This is a genomic window from Cupriavidus sp. 05N38 (assembly GCF_056397345.1).
In genome coordinates this window covers 30,559-47,345 of sequence record NZ_JBFTNF010000036.1, presented here as the reverse complement: position 1 = coordinate 47,345, position 16,787 = coordinate 30,559, and the positions used below count along the sequence as shown (strand labels likewise).

Below are 16,787 nucleotides of genomic sequence, written 5' to 3'. Positions count from 1 at the left end.
TCGGGCAGCGTGGACGTGCGGCGCTTACACCGGCAGCGTCATGGCGCGCGCGGCTTCGGTCTGCTTCGCGCGGAACGCTTCGAGCGCGGCGGCCAGCGCGTCGTCGGTGGTGGCCAGCGTGGCGATGGCGTGCAGCGCGGCATTGGCGGCACCGGCCTCGCCGATGGCGAAGGTGGCGACCGGCACGCCCTTGGGCATCTGCACGATCGACAGCAGCGAATCCTCGCCGCGCAGGTACTTGGAGGGCACCGGCACGCCGAACACCGGCACGATGGTCTTGGCGGCGATCATGCCTGGCAGGTGCGCGGCGCCACCGGCGCCGGCGATGATGGCACGCAGGCCGCGCGCGCGCGCGGTGGCGGCGTACTCGAACATCTCGTCGGCCATGCGGTGGGCGGACACCACGCGCGCCTCGAAGGCCACGCCGAAATCCTTCAGCATGGCCACTGCGTTCTGCATCACGTCCCAGTCGGAACTGCTGCCCATCACGACGCCGACCAGCGGCTTGACTGTATTGCTCACGTTCAAATCCTTATGAATCCCCGCCGCCGGCTTGCGCCCCGCGGCGGTGGCCTCCGCTCTCCCGCTACGGGGGCGGGCGGAGCCAACATCTTGCAAGTCCGGCCCACGCAGGCGGGACCCGCGCGGGTCATTACTGCAGTTCCTCGCCGGTTAGGCGCGTCAGCGCCTCGCGGTACTTGGCGGCGGTCTTCTCGATCACGTCGTCGGGCAGCTTGGGCGCCGGGGCGGTCTTGGGCCAGGGCTTGCCGTCGATGCGCACGGACTCGAGCCAGTCGCGCACGAACTGCTTGTCGAACGACGGCGGGTTGGTGCCGACCTGGTACGAATCCGCCGGCCAGAAGCGCGAGGAATCGGCCGTCAGCACTTCGTCCATCAGCGTCAGCGTGCCGTCTTCGTCCAGGCCGAACTCGAACTTGGTGTCGGCGATGATGATGCCGCGCGTGGCAGCGTACTCGGCCGCTTCCTTGTACAGGCGGATGGAGATCTCGCGCATCCGGCGCGCCAGGTCCACGCCGATGCGGGTCTCGACTTCGCCGAAGGAGATGTTCTCGTCGTGCTCGCCCATCTCGGCCTTGGCGGCCGGGGTGAAGATCGGCTCGGGCAGCTTCTGCGCGTTCTGCAGGCCGGCGGGCAGCTTGATGCCGCACACGCTGCCGGTGGCCTGGTAGTCCTTCCAGCCGCTGCCGGCCAGGTAGCCGCGCACCACGGCCTCCACCAGGATCGGCTTGAGACGCTTGACCACCACGGCGCGGCCCTTCACCTGTTCGACTTCGGCCGGGCTCACCACGCTTTCTGCGCTGACGTCGGTCTCGTGGTTCGGCACGATATGGGCCAGCTTCTTGAACCAGAAATTGGCCATCTGGTTGAGCACGCGGCCCTTGCCGGGAATCGGCTCGCCCAGGATGACGTCGAAGGCCGACAGGCGGTCGGAGGTGACGATCAGCAACTTGTCTTCGCCGACGGCGTAGTTGTCGCGGACCTTGCCGTGGCCGAGCAGCGGCAGCGAGGTGATGGAGGACTGGTAAAGGGCGTTGGACATGGTGGTTCCGAAAAAACGCGGAGCTAGGCGCACGGCCTGGAAAAGCGTCGTCCCCGCCGGCCCCCGCTACGGGGGCCTGGGCAGGGACTCAGGGGCATACGGTGGTGCCGCCGGCGGGCCGGCGGCACGGACTGCGATTTACTGCAAGGTCACTGCACGACCTGCGCCAGCGCGCCCGACTTGTACTGCTGGGCGATCGCTTCGAGCGCGACCGGCTTGATCTTCGAAGCCTGGCCTTCGCAGCCGAAGGCGATGTAGCGCGCCTTGCAGACCAGCTTGGCGGCTTCGCGGGCCGGCTTGAGGTATTCGCGCGGGTCGAACTTGCCCGGGTTCTCGGCGAAGAAGCGGCGGATCGCGCCGGTCATGGCCAGGCGGATATCGGTGTCGATATTGATCTTGCGCACGCCGAACTTGATGGCTTCCTGGATTTCCTCGACGGGCACGCCGTAGGTTTCCTTCATGTCGCCGCCGAACTGGCGGATTTCCTCGAGCAGTTCCTGCGGCACCGAGGACGAGCCGTGCATCACCAGGTGGGTGTTGGGGATGCGGGCGTGGATTTCCTTGATGCGGCCGATCGCCAGGATGTCGCCGGTGGGCTTGCGGGTGAACTTGTAGGCGCCGTGCGAGGTGCCGATGGCGATGGCCAGCGCGTCGAGCTGGGTGGCCTTGACGAAGTCGGCGGCCTGCTCGGGGTCGGTCAGCAGCATGGAGTGGTCCAGCTTGCCTTCGGCGCCGATGCCGTCTTCCTCGCCGGCTTCGCCGGTCTCGAGCGAGCCCAGGCAGCCGAGTTCGCCTTCCACGGTGACGCCGATGGCGTGCGAGAGCTGCACCACCTTGCGGGTCACGTCGATGTTGTACTCATAGTCCGACGGGGTCTTGCCGTCTTCGCGCAGCGAGCCGTCCATCATCACCGAGGAGAAGCCCAGGTCGATGGCGGCCTGGCAGATCGCCGGCGACTGGCCGTGGTCCTGGTGCATCACCACCGGGATATGCGGGTAGGCTTCCACTGCGGCTTCGATCAGGTGGCGCAGGAAGTGCTCGCCCGCATACTTGCGCGCGCCCGCCGAGGCCTGCATGATCACCGGCGCGTTGACTTCGTCGGCGGCCTGCATGATGGCCTGAACCTGTTCCAGGTTGTTGACGTTGAAGGCAGGCAGACCGTAGCCGTTTTCGGCGGCGTGGTCGAGCAGCTGGCGCATCGATACGAGTGGCATGTCAAACTCCTAAAGAAAGAATGGGGTGTCTCGGTATTTCTTTATGTCTTTCGAATTGTCGCTGGCACGCGCCTGCAGCTCTGGACGGCAAGGCACACATCCCGGCATCAGGCGCCAACCCTGACGATCTTCAGCGTATTGGTGCCACCGGGCTGCCCCATCGGCTCGCCGATGGTGAGCACGATGAAGTCACCGCGCTGCACCACGCCGCGCGCCAGCAGCAGTTCCTCGGCCTGCTCCAGCGCGGTGTCGCGGTCGGTGCTGGCTTCCAGCGGCAGCGCCACGACGTTGCGGTAGAGCTGCATCTTGCGCTGCGACGCCAGGTTGGGCGTCATGGCGTAGATCGGCACGTGAATGCGGTGCCGGCTCATCCAGAGCGCGGTGGCGCCGGAATCGGTCAGCGCGGCGATGGCCTTCACCTGCAAATGATAGGCCGTGAACAACGCGCCCATGGCGATCGACTGGTCGATGCGGGCGAAGGTCTGGTTCAGGAAATCGGTGTCGAGCTGGACCACCTCGGATTTCTCGGCCTCCACGCACACCGCGGCCATGGCTTCGACGGTTTCCACGGGATAGCGACCGGCGGCGGTCTCGGCCGACAGCATCACGGCGTCGGTGCCGTCCAGCACGGCGTTGGCCACGTCGGACACCTCGGCGCGCGTCGGCACCGGGTTGACGATCATGCTCTCCATCATCTGGGTGGCGGTGATGGTCAGCTTGTTGGCTTCGCGCGCCAGCCGGATCATGCGCTTCTGCAGCGCCGGCACGGCGGCATTGCCCACTTCCACGGCCAGGTCGCCGCGCGCCACCATGATGCCGTCGGAGGCCTGCAGGATCTCTTCCAGCACGCCCGGGCGGATCGCCTCTGCGCGCTCGATCTTGGCGATCATGCGGGTCTTGTGCTGGTGCGGCTGGCCGGCCACGGCGGCCAGCTGGCGCGCCATTTCCATGTCGGTGGCGTTCTTCGGGAAGCTCACCGCGACATAGTCCGCGCCCAGCGCCATGGCGGTCTTGATGTCCTCCATGTCCTTGGCGGTCAGCGCCGGCGCCGACAGCCCGCCGCCCTGGCGGTTGATGCCCTTGTTGTTGGACAGCTCGCCGCCGATCTTCACCGTGGTGAAGATCTCGTGGCCGAACACGCGGACCACCACCAGCACGATCAGTCCGTCGTTGAGCAGCAGCAGGTCGCCCGGGCCCACGTCGCGCGGCAGGTCTTCGTAGTCGAGGCCGGCGCGCTCTTGGTTGCCCAGCGAGCAGGTCGCGTCGAGGATGAAGGGGTCGCCGGGCTTGAGCGTGACCTTGCCGTGCTCGAACTTGCCCACGCGGATCTTGGGGCCTTGCAGGTCCGCCATGATGGCCACCTCGCGGCCGCAGGCCTGGGCCGCCTGGCGCACCAGCTGCGCGCGCTCGATATGGTCCTCGGCCTTGCCGTGGGAGAAGTTCAGGCGCACTACATCGACCCCGGCCGAGATCATGCGCGTGAGGACCTCCAGCGTGCTGGAGGCGGGACCGATGGTGGCGACGATCTTTGTCGAGCGGGTCATGAACACGTTTTCCTTGTGGTTGTGCGCCGCCGTCCGGCGAAGCCGGCGCGGCCTGCATCCTGCGAGCCCGGTAGCGCCGGCGCCAGGCCGGTGCCTTGCGCCGCGACGGCCCGCGGCGGACCGCTCATCCCGGACAGCATGCGCCGCCGGCCATGCCGCGCGAAGCCTGCATCTCAGCCCGCTGCGCGCTGTTCCAGCACTTCGAAGGCGGGCAGCTTCTTGCCTTCGAGGAATTCCAGGAATGCGCCGCCGCCGGTAGAGATATAGCCCACGCGGTCGGCGATGCCGTACTTGGCGATGGCAGCCAGCGTGTCGCCGCCGCCGGCGATGGAAAACGCCTTGGACTCGGCGATGGCTTGCGCCAGCACCTGCGTGCCATTGCTGAACTGGTCGAACTCGAACACGCCGACCGGGCCATTCCACACGATGGTGCCGGCGGCCTTGAGCTGGTCGGCCAGCATCTGCGCGGTCTTGGGGCCGATGTCGAGGATCATGTCGTCGTCGGCCACGTCATTCGCATCCTTGACGGTGGCAGCGGCGGTCGCGCTGAATTCCTTCGCGCAGACCACGTCCACGGGGATGGGCACCGAGGCGCCGCGGGCAGCCATGATGTCGATGATGGCGCGCGCGTCGCCGACCAGGTCGGCCTCSGCCAGCGACTTGCCGATCTTSAGSCCGGCSGCCAGCATGAASGTRTTGGCRATGCCSCCGCCGACGAYCAGKTKGTCGACCTTGKCMGCCAGCGWCTTSAGGATGGTCAGCTTGGTSGACACCTTGGAACCGGCGACGATGGCCACCAGCGGACGCGCCGGCTGGCCCAGCGCCTTGCCCAGCGCGTCGATCTCGGCGGCCAGCAGCGGGCCGGCGCAGGCGATGGGCGCGTACTTGGCGATGCCGTGGGTGGTGGCTTCGGCGCGGTGCGCGGTGCCGAAGGCGTCGTTCACATAGACATCGCACAGCTTGGCCATCTTCTGCGCCAGCTCGTCGCTGTTCTTCTTCTCGCCCTTGTTGACGCGGCAGTTTTCCAGCAGCACCACTTCGCCGGGCTTGACCTGGCTCACCTCGCCGGTGCCGTCGACCCAGTTCTGCACCAGCCTGACCGGCTTGCCGAGCAGCTCGGACAAGCGCACGGCCACCGGCGCCAGCGAATCCTCGGGCTTGAACTCGCCCTCGGTCGGGCGGCCCAGGTGCGAGGTCACCATCACGGCGGCGCCCGCCGCGAGGCAGGCCTCGATGGCCGGCACCGAGGCGCGGATGCGGGTGTCTTCGGTGATATTGCCTGCGTCGTCCTGCGGCACGTTCAGGTCGGCGCGGATAAAGACACGCTTGCCGGCAATTTTGCCTTCGGAGATGAGGTCGGAGAGACGCAGCACAGAGGTCATGGCGAAGAGGAAGAGAGCAGAAATCGGGGAAATTCGGCATTTTACCTGATCGCAACAGCCGATTTGCGCGTTTGCCCACCTTGCGCGCCATGCTCCGGGTTAGTCATCCGGCACATTTGGCCCCAAAGCTGCCGCTTCCTTGCAACGCACCCCCGCTAAGTGGGGTGAAACAATCCGCGCCTGTCTCGTACTCTGCGCAAAAGCGTGCAATGGGCAGAGAAGTTATGCTTGCACGAACATAGCCAGAGGCCTGCATTCAGACGGGACCCACGGCACTGTGCCGGGATGCACTTTCGGGAAAGGGCGCCGGCGCCACACGGCATACGCCGTTGTCGCGAAGCGAGGGGTAATCATGAATGAGGACATGCACCGGGCGATCCGTGGCTTGTACGAGGGGATTCTTGACGCGCAGGCCTGGCAGCGCAGCCTGCACACGCTGAGCAGCATGGCCGGCAGCGCGCACGCTTCGATGATCGTGCGCGACACCGATCGTGACCTGATGACGGTCAACGAGATGGTGCGCCCGGTACAGGAACTGTTCGCCGCCTACGAGAACGAGTTCCACGAGATCGATCCAGGCAAGCTGTTCGCGCACAAGCTGTCGCCCGGCCAGTGGTATATCGACGCGCGCGATTTCGGCGAAGGCTCGATGCGGCGCAGCCCGTTCTACCGCGATTTCTTCCACCGGTTCGACCTGTGCTCGTACGCTGCCTGCCTGGTCGAGCGGCAACCGCACTACGAAGTGTATTTCGCCCTGCAGCGCTCGTTCTCGCAAGGTGTGTTCACCGAGGCCGACACGCGCGCGCTTGACTGGGCCCTGCCCCATATACGCAGCGCCATGGCCCTGCGCGACCGCACCATCGGGCTGTCGGTGCAGGCGCAGTTGTCGGCGCAGGTCCTGGAGCAGATGTCGTTCGGCGTGATTGCGTTCTCGCCCGAGCGCCGCGTGCTCCTGAGCAACGGCATCGGCGAGCGCTGGGTGCGGCGCCTGGACCCCGCCGGCAAGACCAGCGATTGGCAGCTCTCGCGTGCGCTGGCCGACATGGTGGCCGCCGCCTGCGAGCCCGGCAGCCTGCTGCCGGCCCAGGCCGCGCAGGCGCGCCACGCCGACGGCAACACGGCGCAGGTGGTCGTGCTGCCGCTGCCGCCTTCGCACTTGTTCGCGCTGCCGTGGCAAAAGCCGGCCGCGCTGGTGGTGATCCACGAAGAGGCACCGTCGGCGCAGCACCTGCCGCTGCTGCTGCGCGACATCTACGCCCTGACGCCGGCCGAGATCCGGCTGGCGAGCCTGCTGGCCACCGGCATGGGACTGCCCGAAGCCAGCGAGCGCCTGCGCGTGCGGCATGAAACCGCCCGCAGCCAGCTCAAGGCGATATTCCTGAAGACCGGCACCAGCACGCAGGCGCGGCTGGCTCGGCTGCTGACCCAGCTGGGCGCGGCGCTGGCCCCGGCCAGCGAAGGCGACACCCCGGCCTGACGCGCCGCAGGCAAGGCCTACGCGAACAAGCGCAGCCCGGTGTACACCGCCATGCCCGCCACGATCATGCCGACCATGCGCCGCGTCAGCAGGTAGAACAACAGCGCCACGGCGCCGGCCACCAGCTTGTAGTTGGTCGGCGCCGCCGAGAAGTGCCCTTGCCAGGTCATCAGGTCCGGCAGGATGATCGCGGCCAGCGCGGCCGCCGGCGCATAGCGCAGCGCGCGCTGGATGCGGTCGGGCACGCTCACGTGCTCGCCCGCCATCAGGAACAGGGCGCGCGTGACGATGGTCACCACCGCCATGCCGAACAGTGCGATCCAGATCTCGAGATGGCTCATGCGCGGTCCTCCCGCGATGGCGCCGACGATTGTGCGGACGACTGCGCCGACGATTGCGCCGACGACTGCGCGGACGCGATCGCATGCTCCGCCTTGCGGCGGCGGATACCGCGCAGGGTGGCGCGCGCCGCCAGCTCATCGCTGGCCATGCCCGCGGCGATCGCGCCCACCACCGCCGCCACCAGGCCAAGCCGGTACGGCAGATCGAAGCACAGCAGCGCCAGCGTGGCCGCCACCGCGACCGCCAGCAATGTCGAGCGCGAACGGATGGTGGTCACCATCACCGGAATCAGCGCCATGGTGCCGGCCAGCCCCAGGCCCCAGCTATCCGGAAAGGCGCTCGCCAGCACGATGCCGATGATGGACGACACCTGCCACATGGCGAAATTGGTCAGCGCCATGCCCCAGAAGTAGCCTTCCTTGCCGGGCTCGCGGTCCGGCGTGGCATAGCGCTGCATGAAATAGACGAAGTGCAGGTCGCCGTTGAACGAACCCAGCACGGTGCGGCGCCACAGCGGCAGGTAGCTGAAATGCGGCTGCAGCCCCGCGCTGAAGATCACGAAGCGCAGGTTGACGATGGCCGCGGTGAGYCAGATCGTCCACAGCGGCAAACCCGCCGCAAACAGCGGCAGCACGGCCAGTTGCGCCGAACCCGCGTAGACCAGCAGCGACATGCCGATGGCCTCAGGCACGTTCATGACCGACTTGCTCATGGCCACGCCGGTCACCAGCCCCCAGGAAAACACCGCCGGCAGCGACGGCGCGAAATAGCGCGCACCTTCGATAAAACCCGAGCGTTCGGCCGGATCAAAACGCTGCCAGGCGCGCTGCAGGGCCTGGGGGGACTGGAAAGTCATGACTCAAGGGATCGGGATGGGGCGGCACCGGGGAAAAACGAAGCCAGCACAGATGCTGGCACTCCCGGCGCGCGGGCAAGCGGCCATTATAGGCCCTGCCCGCGCCATCGTAAGCATCCGCTTAACTCGAATTTTGCGTGCCGGGAACCAGATCTCCCGGTCTTGGCTGGTCTCGTCTTCAAAGCGCGAGAGCGCTCGCCAACGCCAACGCCAGCACAACCTCAAGCAATCAACGGATCAGCGGATCAGCGGATCAATCAGTCAATCGAAGCCCCCACGCTCTTCACTACCCCCGCCCACTTCTGCCGGTCCGCCTTCACCGTGTTGCGGAACTGGTCGACCGTCTCGACGCGCGGCGAATTCCCCGCTTCGATCAGCTTCTGCCGGATGGCGGGCGTTTCCAGCGCCACCTTGACCGCGTCGTTGAGCTTCTTGCTGATATTCGGATCCAGCCCCTTGGGCCCGAAGAAGCCGAACCAGATCGTGCTGTTGAAGCCCGGCAGGCCGCTCTCGCCGATGGTCGGCACTTCGGGGATCACCGCCACGCGGCTCTTGGTGGTCACACCCAGCAAGCGCACCTTGCCGGCACGGTACTGCGGCAGCACGCTCTGCACCTGGTTGAAGATGCAGCAGACTTCGCCCTTGAGCACGGCCTGCAGCGCGTCGGGGCCGCCCTTGTATGGCACGTGGACCATGTCCAGGCCGGCGCGCGCGTTGAATTCGGCGAAGGCCAGGTGGGTGCCGGTGCCATTGCCGGTGGAGGCGTAGTTGTACTTGCCCGGGCTGGCCTTGACCTTCTCGATGAACTCCTTGACCGACTTCACGTCGAGCACGGCGGGATTCACGGTCAGCACGTTGGACACTTCGACCAGCGGCGCCACCGGCGTGAAATCGGCTTCGGCGTCGAACGGCAGGCTCTTGTACAAGGCCGGGTTGATGCCGTGCGTGGCAGCGGTGCCGAGCAGCAGGGTGTAGCCGTCGGGCTTGGCGTGGGCCACCACTTCGGAGGCCACGTTGCCGCCGGCGCCGGGCCGGTAGTCGTAGATGATGGTGGTCTTGAGCGACTTCTGCAGCGATTCCTGCAGCGTCCGGCCCACCATGTCCACGCCCGAGCCCGCGGTGAAGCCCATCAGGATGGTGATGGGCTGGGCCGGCCATGCCGGGTCCTGGGCGCGGGCCGGCGCCGAGAGCGCGCAGATCGCCGCCAGCGCGCCAAGGCCGGCGGCCAGGCGCGAAGGGCGGGTACGGAAGGAAATGCGGCGGGAAGCAATGCGGAACATGGGGGGCACCGTCGGAAGTGGAAATGAATGTGGAGCTACGGCAAATGGGGCGTGCCGGCCGGGGTCTGCCGCCCCGGGCCAAGCCAGCAAGATACCAATGATCCGCCGCATCACCAACGATCCAGTTCGCTTGACGGTATGCCATGTTGGTATAAGCAGACATGGCGCGCCGCCCGCGGGCAGCTAGCTGCGCAGCAGCCCCACCAGCTCGTCGATGTCGGGCAGCGGCGCCGCGGTCCCGGCCAGGCCTGCCCCGCCGTCTTCCCCCGCCTCCAGGATGCCGTCGGCCAGCGCGCGCTTGCCGTGATGCAGCGCGAGGATGCGCTCCTCGATGGTGCCGGCGCTGATCAGGCGGTACACCGTGACCGGGCGCTGCTGGCCGATGCGGTGGGCGCGGCCCATGGCCTGGTCTTCGGCGGCCGGGTTCCACCACGGGTCGGCGATGATCACGTAGTCGGCCGCGGTCAGGTTGAGGCCGAAGCCGCCGGCTTTCAGGCTGATCAGGAAGACATCGCCCTCGCCGGCCTGGAAGGCGGCCACGCGCCGGGTGCGCTCCGCCGCGGGGGTCGCGCCGTCGAGGTATTGCCAGGCCAGCCCGGCCTGGTCCAGGCCGCGGCGCAGCACCTGCAGGAAATCGACGAACTGGCTGAACACCAGCGTCTTGTGGCCGTTGGCGGCCAGCTCGCCGGCCAGCTGCACGAAGGCGCGCAGCTTGGCGCCCTCCTGCCCGGGATCCAGCTCGGGCGTGACCAGGCGCGCGTCGCAGGCCGCGCGGCGCAGCCGCATGAGCTGCGCCAGCACGTGGATGCGAGCCTCGGGGGCGGGCTGGCCTTGCCTGGTCCGGCGTGCCGGCGCGGCCACGGCGGCCTCGGCTGCGGCCAGCGCCTGGCGGCGCAGCGCTTCGTAGTGCGCGGCTTCCACCGCGTCGGGCTCGACGCGCAGGACCAGCTCGGTGCGCGGCGGCAGTTCGTCGAGCACCTGGGCCTTGGTCCGGCGCAGCACGAAGGGCGCGATCATGCGGCGCAGGCGCTGGGCGGCTTCGCGCACGCCGTTGCGCTCGATGGGCACGGCGAAGTGTTCGTTGAAGCGGACCAGCGAGCCGAGCAGCCCCGGGTTGCAGAACCGCATGATCGACCACAGCTCGGCCAGCCGGTTCTCGACCGGCGTGCCGGACAGCGCCATGCGGAACCCGGCCTTGAGCTCGAAGATCGCCTGCGAGCGCTTGGTGGCGGCGTTCTTGAAGGACTGCGCCTCGTCGGCGACGATCGTGTGCCACTCGCGCTCGCAGAACGCTTCGCGCGCCTGCAGCAGCAGGGTGTAGGACACGATCACCACATCGAAGGCGCCCGCCTGCCCGAGCAGCGCCGCGCGCTCGCCTTCGGCATAGATATGCACGCGCAGCGTCGGCGCGAAGCGGCGCGCCTCCTCGGCCCAGTTGCCGCACACGGAGGTCGGGGCGATCACCAGCGCCGCGCCGCCGGGCGCGCGCGCCAGCATCACCGCCAGCGCCTGCAGGGTCTTGCCCAGGCCCATGTCGTCGGCCAGGCAGGCGCCGAAGCCAGCCTCGGCCAGCGACATGGCCCAGCGATAGCCGTCTTCCTGGTAGGGCCGCAGCTCGGCCGCCAGGTTGGCGGGCAGCGCGGCCCGGCTGGCGCGCGCGCCGCGCAGGCGCCGCACGCGCTCGCGGAAATGGCTGTCGGGGTCGACCCCGGCGCCGGCCAGCACATCATCCAGCCAGGGCGCGGCCATGAGCGGCACGCGGATGCCGTCGGGCGCGCCGTGCGCCACGCTGGCGAGGTCGCGCAGCCGGGCGTGCAGGCTGCGCGTGAGCGCCACGTAGACCCCCTGCCCCATCGGCATGAAGCGCCCGGCGTGGCTGCCGGCCCAGGCCAGCAGTTCGCCCAGCTGCGCCACCAGCCCCTCGGCCACCTTGAGCTCGCCGACCAGCTTGAACCATTCGCTTTCGGTTTCGATATGCACCGCCAGCCGGGCGATGTCCGCGCTGGCCACCTTCAGCTCCTTGCCCCGGGGCCACTCCAGGGCCAGCACGCCGGCCAGGCCGGGCAGCGCCTCCACCACGGACAACGCCTCCTCGGGATCGGCCAGGGCCCAGTCGTACTCGCCGCTCTCCGGCGCGCGCGGCACCAGGAACGGCAGCGCATCGAACACCTCGGCCACGTTGGCAAGCTCCGCGGCCAGGTCGCGCTGGGTGGCGAGCGTCTCGCCCTGGACCGCGGCCATGAGACGTTCGCGTCCGCTGCCCGGCGCCAGCCGCGGGCCGAGCGGCCCGAGCGGCGTCACCGCCAGGCGCAGCGCCAGGCCTTCGCCCAGCGGCGCCAGTTCGGCGCGCAGGCGGCTCTCGGTCTCGAGCTCGCGCGTGCCGCCGCCATGGTCGGAATGCACCTGGAAATGGCCCGACAGCGCGCGCAGCGTGGCATCGAGCTGGCCTTGCGCCTCGGCCGGCACTGCCAGTCCGCCGGCGATCAGCTGCGCCGCGCCTTGCTGCGCCGGCGTCAGGCGGATCACGCGCAGGCGCTGCGAGCCTTCGCGCAGCACGGTGACCTGGCGCAGCGCTTGGGCATCGGCGCGGCTGCCGGCGGGCAGGAAGCTGTCCATGGCCGGCGCCTCGCGCAACGGCGGAGAGATGCGCAGCACGTAGCGCGCGCCTTCGCGCACCACCTCCAGCGTGGGGGCGCCTTCCACCACTTCCAGCGTCTGCTCGGGGGCCTGCGCCAGCACCACGCCCGGATGGCCGACCAGGGCCAGCATGGCGGCGGCGCGGTCGAGCACATGGCGGCGGCGGTAGGACTGGTCGCGCCGGATCGCGCGCGCCACGCGGGCGTCCCACGGTTCGAGCCGGTCGTCTTCCGCCAGCTTGGCCAGCGGCAGCGGGCGCGGCTTGTTCCAGCCGCGCGGCCCGCGCAGCTGCTCGAGCGGCTCGATCGCGCCGACGGCGCCGTCGGCGTCCAGCGTGACCGCCCACAGCAGCCGGCTGGCGCTGGCGCCGTCGGGCGCGCGCGTGTCGCCGGCCAGCGCCTGCAGCGCGTCGAGCGCCAGCCGCCAGCTTTCGCGTCGCTGGCCGGCGAAGAAGTGCTCAGGCACGGGTTCGCCGGCCGCCAGTGCCACCGCGCCCTCCAGTTGCCCATCCAGCCAATGCAGGCCACAGGCCTGCAGGCGGCCCCGCAGGCCTGCGATGGCCTCGGCGCGGGCGGCTTCGGGCTGGCGGCGCCCGCTGGCCGGCACCCCATCGCCCAGCCAGGCGCGCAGCAGCACGCGCCAGAACTGCGCCAGTGGCGGGACGTCCGGATGCAGGACGAAGGCGGCTTCGTCCAGCCGCGCGTCGCCGCGCTGCGCGTCCAGGGCGTGCACCCACAAGCCCCAGCGCCCTGCCGCCGTGGGCGCGCGCGCGCCCGATTCCGCCTGGCAGAACTTGCGGGCCCGCTCGAGATGCGCGGGCGAGCGCTGCGCCAGCAGGGACAGCGGGTAGAACGGTGCCAGCGTGGCATCCATCAGGCCCGTGCGTTCCCCGGATCCGGCCCGCAGCTGCTTGAGCGCAGCCTCGAAACCGGCCTGGGCAGCGGGCCAGTCGCCTTCCTGCACGCGGGCAAGCGCGCGCCGTGCCGTCTCGTCCCCGCCCGCGTTGCCGGCCTGCAGCAGCGCCAGCGCCCCCGTGACATCGCCCGCGTAGAGTTGCCCCATGGCCAGCGCGCCGCGGACAGGGGCCGGCACCGCCGGCGCATCCGCGCGTGCGCGGGACAGCGCGTAGTCCAGGCAGGGCCGCATCCGTGGGTCCCAGTCGTGGTGGAGGGACGCCAGCGCATGCAACACGATGCGCCAGCGGTAGTCCGGCGCCACGCGGTCGAGCAACTGCGCGTCGCCGGCGTCCAGCATGGCGTCCACCAGCGCTTCGGCCTGGCCGGCGCTGTCGCCGAACCGCGCCAGCAACGGCTCGATCACGGACTGCGCCGCGCCGGAAAAGAGGGCCTCGCGCAGCTGGCCGGCAAGCGGGCTGGTGCGTAGGTCGGCAAAGCGGGACGTAGGCGGCAGGGGCACGGGCGGGGCGGCGGCGGACACAATGTGACGATTTTAAGCCCCGCCGGCCCCGTGCCCGCGTTGGCACGTGGGGTCCCGGGGTTTACAATGTCGCTTTTGCATGGCTGACGGCGCACACGGAGCAAACCATGTCGATGGCGGATCGCGACGGAAAAATCTGGATGGACGGCAAGTTGATCGAATGGCGTGACGCCAAGATCCACGTGCTCACCCATACCCTGCACTACGGCATGGGCGTGTTCGAGGGCGTGCGCGCCTACAAGACGCCGGCCGGCACCGCGATCTTCCGTCTCAAGGAACATACCCGCCGCCTGTTCAACTCGGCCAAGATCTTCCAGATGGCGATGCCTTTCGACGCGGCCACGCTGGAAGCGGCGCAGCTCGAAGTGGTCAAGGCCAACCAGCTCGAGTCCTGCTATATCCGCCCGCTGGTGTGGATCGGCTCGGAAAAGCTGGGCGTCTCGGCCAGGGGCAACACCATCCACGTGGCGATCGCCGCGTGGCCGTGGGGCGCATACCTGGGCGAAGAAGGCCTGGAGCGCGGCATCCGCGTCAAGACGTCTTCGTTCACCCGCCACCACGTCAATGTGTCGATGGTGAGGGCCAAGGCCAGCGGCTACTACATCAACTCGATCCTGGCCAACCAGGAAGCCACCAGCCTCGGCTATGACGAAGCGCTGCTGCTAGACACCGAAGGCTACGTCAGCGAAGGCTCCGGCGAGAACGTGTTCGTGGTGCGCGACGGCGTGATCTACACCCCCGACCTGGCTTCCTGCCTGGACGGCATCACGCGCGACGCCATCCTCACCATCGCCGGCGACCTGGGCATCCCGGTGCGCGAAAAGCGCATCACGCGCGACGAGGTCTACTGCGCCGACGAAGCGTTCTTCACCGGCACCGCCGCCGAGGTCACGCCGATCCGCGAGCTGGACGACCGCCTCATCGGCGAAGGCCGCCGCGGCCCGGTGACCAAGCGCGTGCAGGACGCGTTCTTCGCCGCCGTGGGCGGCACCAGCGAGCAGTACAAGCACTGGCTGACGCTGGTCTGAACGTGACCACGCCGAGGCGCAACACTGAGTCGAATCACCCAGTCACCGAATTACCGAAGCTGACCTGTTCACCGGGCTCCCGTCCGGTCCACGCAACGGACCGGACGGGGAAACGGATTCCAGTTCCACACAAGACCAAAACCATCCCCGCAACACCATGACGCAAACCGCCTCCGTAATCGAAATCGGCGCAGAAGACCTTCCGCTGCACTGCCCCACCGGCAACACGCCCGCGTGGAACTACCATCCGCGCGTCTTCCTCGACGTGACGGACACCGGCGAAGTGAAGTGCCCGTATTGCGGCACCGTCTACAAGCTCAAGGCAGGCACCGTCATCAAGGGTCACCACTGACACGCGCCACGCCTGACCGCGCCGACTCGACGCTCCGGCCCGCCAGCAGGCGCGCCGGAGCGTCGGCGTGCGCGGCGCGCGTGGAACGCAAGGCCCGCACCGTCCGCACCACCCGTATCACGCCCCTTTATCCGGCAGCGCTCCATCCATGAAAAAAGCCCTCGTCATCGCCCCCAACTGGATCGGCGACGCCCTGATGGCGCAGCCGCTCTTCTCGCTCATGAAAGCGCGCCATCCGCGCCTGCTCATCGACGCCCTCGCCCCCAAGTGGGTGGCGCCGGTGCTGGCGCGCATGCCCGAGATCAACCAGGTTTTCCCCAGCGAACTGGCGCACGGCAAGCTGCAGCTGTCGGCGCGGCTGATGTTCGCGCAGCAGCTCAAGAACGAAGGCTATGACGCAGCCTACGTGCTGCCCAACTCGCTCAAGTCGGCATTGATCCCCTGGCTGGCCGGCATCCCGCTGCGCATCGGCTACCGCGGCGAAGCGCGCTTCGGCATGCTCAATATCCGCCACGCCAACCCGCCGCGCGACCAGCGCCCGCCAATGGTCGAGCACTATGCGCGGCTGGCGCTCAAGCCCGGCGCGCGCCTGCCCGAGCACCTGCCCGAGCCGCGCCTGCGCACCGATCCCGCGCGCATGGCCAAGACCGCCGAGCGTTTCGGCATCCCGCCGCAGACGCGCCTGATCGCCTTCTGCCCGGGCGCGGAGTTCGGCCCGGCCAAGCGCTGGCCGGCGGCGCATTTCGCGGAGCTGGCGCAGATGCTCAAGCGCTCGTTCCCGTACGCGCAGATGATCACGCTGGGCTCGCCCAAGGACGCGGAGATCGCCGCCGAGATCGTCAAGGGCGCGCCCTTCGTGCGCAACCTGTGCGGCCAGACCTCGCTGGACGATGCCGTGGACCTGCTCGCGCTTTCCGAAGGCGCGGTGTGCAACGATTCCGGCCTGATGCACGTCACCGCGGCGCTGAACCGGCCCCAGGTGGCGGTGTTCGGCTCCAGTGACCCGCGCCATACCCCCCCGCTGTCGCAGGCTGCTAGTATCATGTGGCTGCAGCTCGAATGCAGTCCGTGCTTCAAACGCGAGTGCCCCCTGGGTCACCTGCGCTGCCTGAAAGATATCGAACCCGAAATGGTGTTCGTGGAGCTGCGCAAGCTCCTGCACCGCGCCTGACGCACCAAGCGCCGGCCCGCAGTTCGTGTCAATCCGGCCAACGAATCCTGAGTCCAGTCACCATGCCTCGTTTTGCCCGCCTGTTCGATTCCGCCGAAGACATTGTCGAAGCCTTTCGCGAAGCCATGAAACTGCGCGATGCGGATGGCTCGCTGCGCCTGTGGCTGGATGAGGACTCGGTCACCTGCGTGATGCCGGACGGCCAGCGCCTGATCGGCCACGAGCAGTTGCGCCAGGCCTTCGCCCAGCTGCTCGAGCTGCAGCCGGTGCTGATCGACGTGATCGAGACCAGCAGCCATGCCTCGCTCGGCGTGGCCATCTTCGACGTGACCGAGGCGCTGCGCTTCGGCGACGACCGCGTCGAGGCGGACCTCTACGTGCACACCACCTACGTGCTGATGCAGAACCACGAGGGCTGGCGCCTCGCGCATATCCACTGCAGCCCGGCCAACGCCGCCCAGGTCGCCGCCGTCAGCACGGCGCCGGGCCAGGCTCTGCATTAGTGG

14 protein-coding genes are annotated in these 16,787 nt (G+C 68.8%); 5 read left to right on the top strand and 9 right to left on the bottom strand.

Going from position 1 to position 16,787, the window contains the following annotated elements:
- Positions 1–24 precede the first annotated feature (24 nt).
- The 5 genes from purE to AC1DK4_RS24580 form a co-directional block, all read right to left on the bottom strand.
- The gene (purE, locus tag AC1DK4_RS24600; RefSeq protein ID WP_441643544.1) at positions 25–522 is read right to left on the bottom strand and encodes a 5-(carboxyamino)imidazole ribonucleotide mutase; all 498 of its coding nucleotides are present in this window, start codon (positions 520–522) and stop codon (positions 25–27) included.
- Positions 523–652: 130 nt separating this feature from the next.
- Positions 653–1,561, bottom strand: coding sequence for a phosphoribosylaminoimidazolesuccinocarboxamide synthase (locus AC1DK4_RS24595; protein ID WP_441621505.1), 909 nt, complete (start codon positions 1,559–1,561; stop codon positions 653–655).
- 149 nt (positions 1,562–1,710) lie between these two features.
- Positions 1,711–2,775, bottom strand: coding sequence for a class II fructose-bisphosphate aldolase (fba, locus tag AC1DK4_RS24590; RefSeq protein WP_441621503.1), 1,065 nt, complete (start codon positions 2,773–2,775; stop codon positions 1,711–1,713).
- A gap of 107 nt (positions 2,776–2,882) precedes the next feature.
- Positions 2,883–4,319 carry a pyruvate kinase gene (gene pyk / locus AC1DK4_RS24585; RefSeq protein ID WP_441621501.1) on the bottom strand — a complete coding sequence of 479 codons (1,437 nt, stop codon included), beginning with the start codon at positions 4,317–4,319 and terminating at the stop codon, positions 2,883–2,885.
- 173 nt (positions 4,320–4,492) lie between these two features.
- Entirely contained in the window at positions 4,493–5,701 is a 1,209-nt protein-coding gene (locus AC1DK4_RS24580; RefSeq protein ID WP_477131837.1) for a phosphoglycerate kinase, read from the bottom strand.
- A 352-nt stretch (positions 5,702–6,053) separates the two neighbouring features.
- On the opposite strand from AC1DK4_RS24580, the gene AC1DK4_RS24575 reads away from it, so the two are divergent.
- A complete protein-coding gene (locus tag AC1DK4_RS24575; protein ID WP_441621497.1) occupies positions 6,054–7,178 on the top strand; it encodes a helix-turn-helix transcriptional regulator in 1,125 nt (374 codons plus the stop codon).
- A gap of 17 nt (positions 7,179–7,195) precedes the next feature.
- Here the strand turns inward: AC1DK4_RS24575 and AC1DK4_RS24570 are convergent, their stop codons facing one another.
- From AC1DK4_RS24570 to AC1DK4_RS24555, 4 genes are all read right to left on the bottom strand, one after another.
- Positions 7,196–7,519, bottom strand: a complete 324-nt coding sequence (locus AC1DK4_RS24570) for an AzlD domain-containing protein (RefSeq protein WP_441621495.1) — start codon at positions 7,517–7,519, stop codon at positions 7,196–7,198.
- Positions 7,516–8,376: an AzlC family ABC transporter permease gene (locus AC1DK4_RS24565; protein WP_477131836.1), complete on the bottom strand. Its 861-nt coding sequence runs from the start codon at positions 8,374–8,376 to the stop codon at positions 7,516–7,518. Before AC1DK4_RS24565 ends, AC1DK4_RS24570 begins: the two co-directional genes overlap by 4 nt.
- Before the next feature lie 257 nt (positions 8,377–8,633).
- Complete coding sequence (locus AC1DK4_RS24560; RefSeq protein ID WP_441621491.1) at positions 8,634–9,656, bottom strand: Bug family tripartite tricarboxylate transporter substrate binding protein; 1,023 nt, start codon at positions 9,654–9,656, stop codon at positions 8,634–8,636.
- A 183-nt stretch (positions 9,657–9,839) separates the two neighbouring features.
- The gene (locus AC1DK4_RS24555) at positions 9,840–12,758 is read right to left on the bottom strand and encodes a DEAD/DEAH box helicase (RefSeq protein ID WP_477115931.1); all 2,919 of its coding nucleotides are present in this window, start codon (positions 12,756–12,758) and stop codon (positions 9,840–9,842) included.
- Positions 12,759–13,837: 1,079 nt separating this feature from the next.
- Between AC1DK4_RS24555 and AC1DK4_RS24550 the strand changes: the two genes are divergently transcribed.
- From AC1DK4_RS24550 to AC1DK4_RS24535, 4 genes are all read left to right on the top strand, one after another.
- The gene (locus AC1DK4_RS24550; protein ID WP_441621489.1) at positions 13,838–14,758 is read left to right on the top strand and encodes a branched-chain amino acid transaminase; all 921 of its coding nucleotides are present in this window, start codon (positions 13,838–13,840) and stop codon (positions 14,756–14,758) included.
- A gap of 157 nt (positions 14,759–14,915) precedes the next feature.
- Positions 14,916–15,110 carry a zinc-finger domain-containing protein gene (locus AC1DK4_RS24545; RefSeq protein WP_017228539.1) on the top strand — a complete coding sequence of 65 codons (195 nt, stop codon included), beginning with the start codon at positions 14,916–14,918 and terminating at the stop codon, positions 15,108–15,110.
- Between the two features lie 148 nt (positions 15,111–15,258).
- Positions 15,259–16,281, top strand: coding sequence for a lipopolysaccharide heptosyltransferase II (waaF, locus tag AC1DK4_RS24540; RefSeq protein ID WP_441621487.1), 1,023 nt, complete (start codon positions 15,259–15,261; stop codon positions 16,279–16,281).
- A gap of 62 nt (positions 16,282–16,343) precedes the next feature.
- Positions 16,344–16,784 carry a YybH family protein gene (locus tag AC1DK4_RS24535; RefSeq protein ID WP_441621485.1) on the top strand — a complete coding sequence of 147 codons (441 nt, stop codon included), beginning with the start codon at positions 16,344–16,346 and terminating at the stop codon, positions 16,782–16,784.
- Positions 16,785–16,787 lie beyond the last annotated feature (3 nt).

Bases quoted from the DNA above. Each gene is read 5' to 3' on its own strand.
- AC1DK4_RS24595 (WP_441621505.1), bottom strand. From the start codon at position 1,561: ATGTCCAACGCCCTTTACCAGTCCTCCATCACCTCGCTGCCGCTGCTC.
- fba (WP_441621503.1), bottom strand. From the start codon at position 2,775: ATGCCACTCGTATCGATGCGCCAGCTGCTCGACCACGCCGCCGAAAAC.
- pyk (WP_441621501.1), bottom strand. From the start codon at position 4,319: ATGACCCGCTCGACAAAGATCGTCGCCACCATCGGTCCCGCCTCCAGC.
- AC1DK4_RS24575 (WP_441621497.1), top strand. From the start codon at position 6,054: ATGAATGAGGACATGCACCGGGCGATCCGTGGCTTGTACGAGGGGATT.
- AC1DK4_RS24570 (WP_441621495.1), bottom strand. From the start codon at position 7,519: ATGAGCCATCTCGAGATCTGGATCGCACTGTTCGGCATGGCGGTGGTG.
- AC1DK4_RS24560 (WP_441621491.1), bottom strand. From the start codon at position 9,656: ATGTTCCGCATTGCTTCCCGCCGCATTTCCTTCCGTACCCGCCCTTCG.
- AC1DK4_RS24550 (WP_441621489.1), top strand. From the start codon at position 13,838: ATGTCGATGGCGGATCGCGACGGAAAAATCTGGATGGACGGCAAGTTG.
- AC1DK4_RS24545 (WP_017228539.1), top strand. From the start codon at position 14,916: ATGACGCAAACCGCCTCCGTAATCGAAATCGGCGCAGAAGACCTTCCG.
- waaF (WP_441621487.1), top strand. From the start codon at position 15,259: ATGAAAAAAGCCCTCGTCATCGCCCCCAACTGGATCGGCGACGCCCTG.
- AC1DK4_RS24535 (WP_441621485.1), top strand. From the start codon at position 16,344: ATGCCTCGTTTTGCCCGCCTGTTCGATTCCGCCGAAGACATTGTCGAA.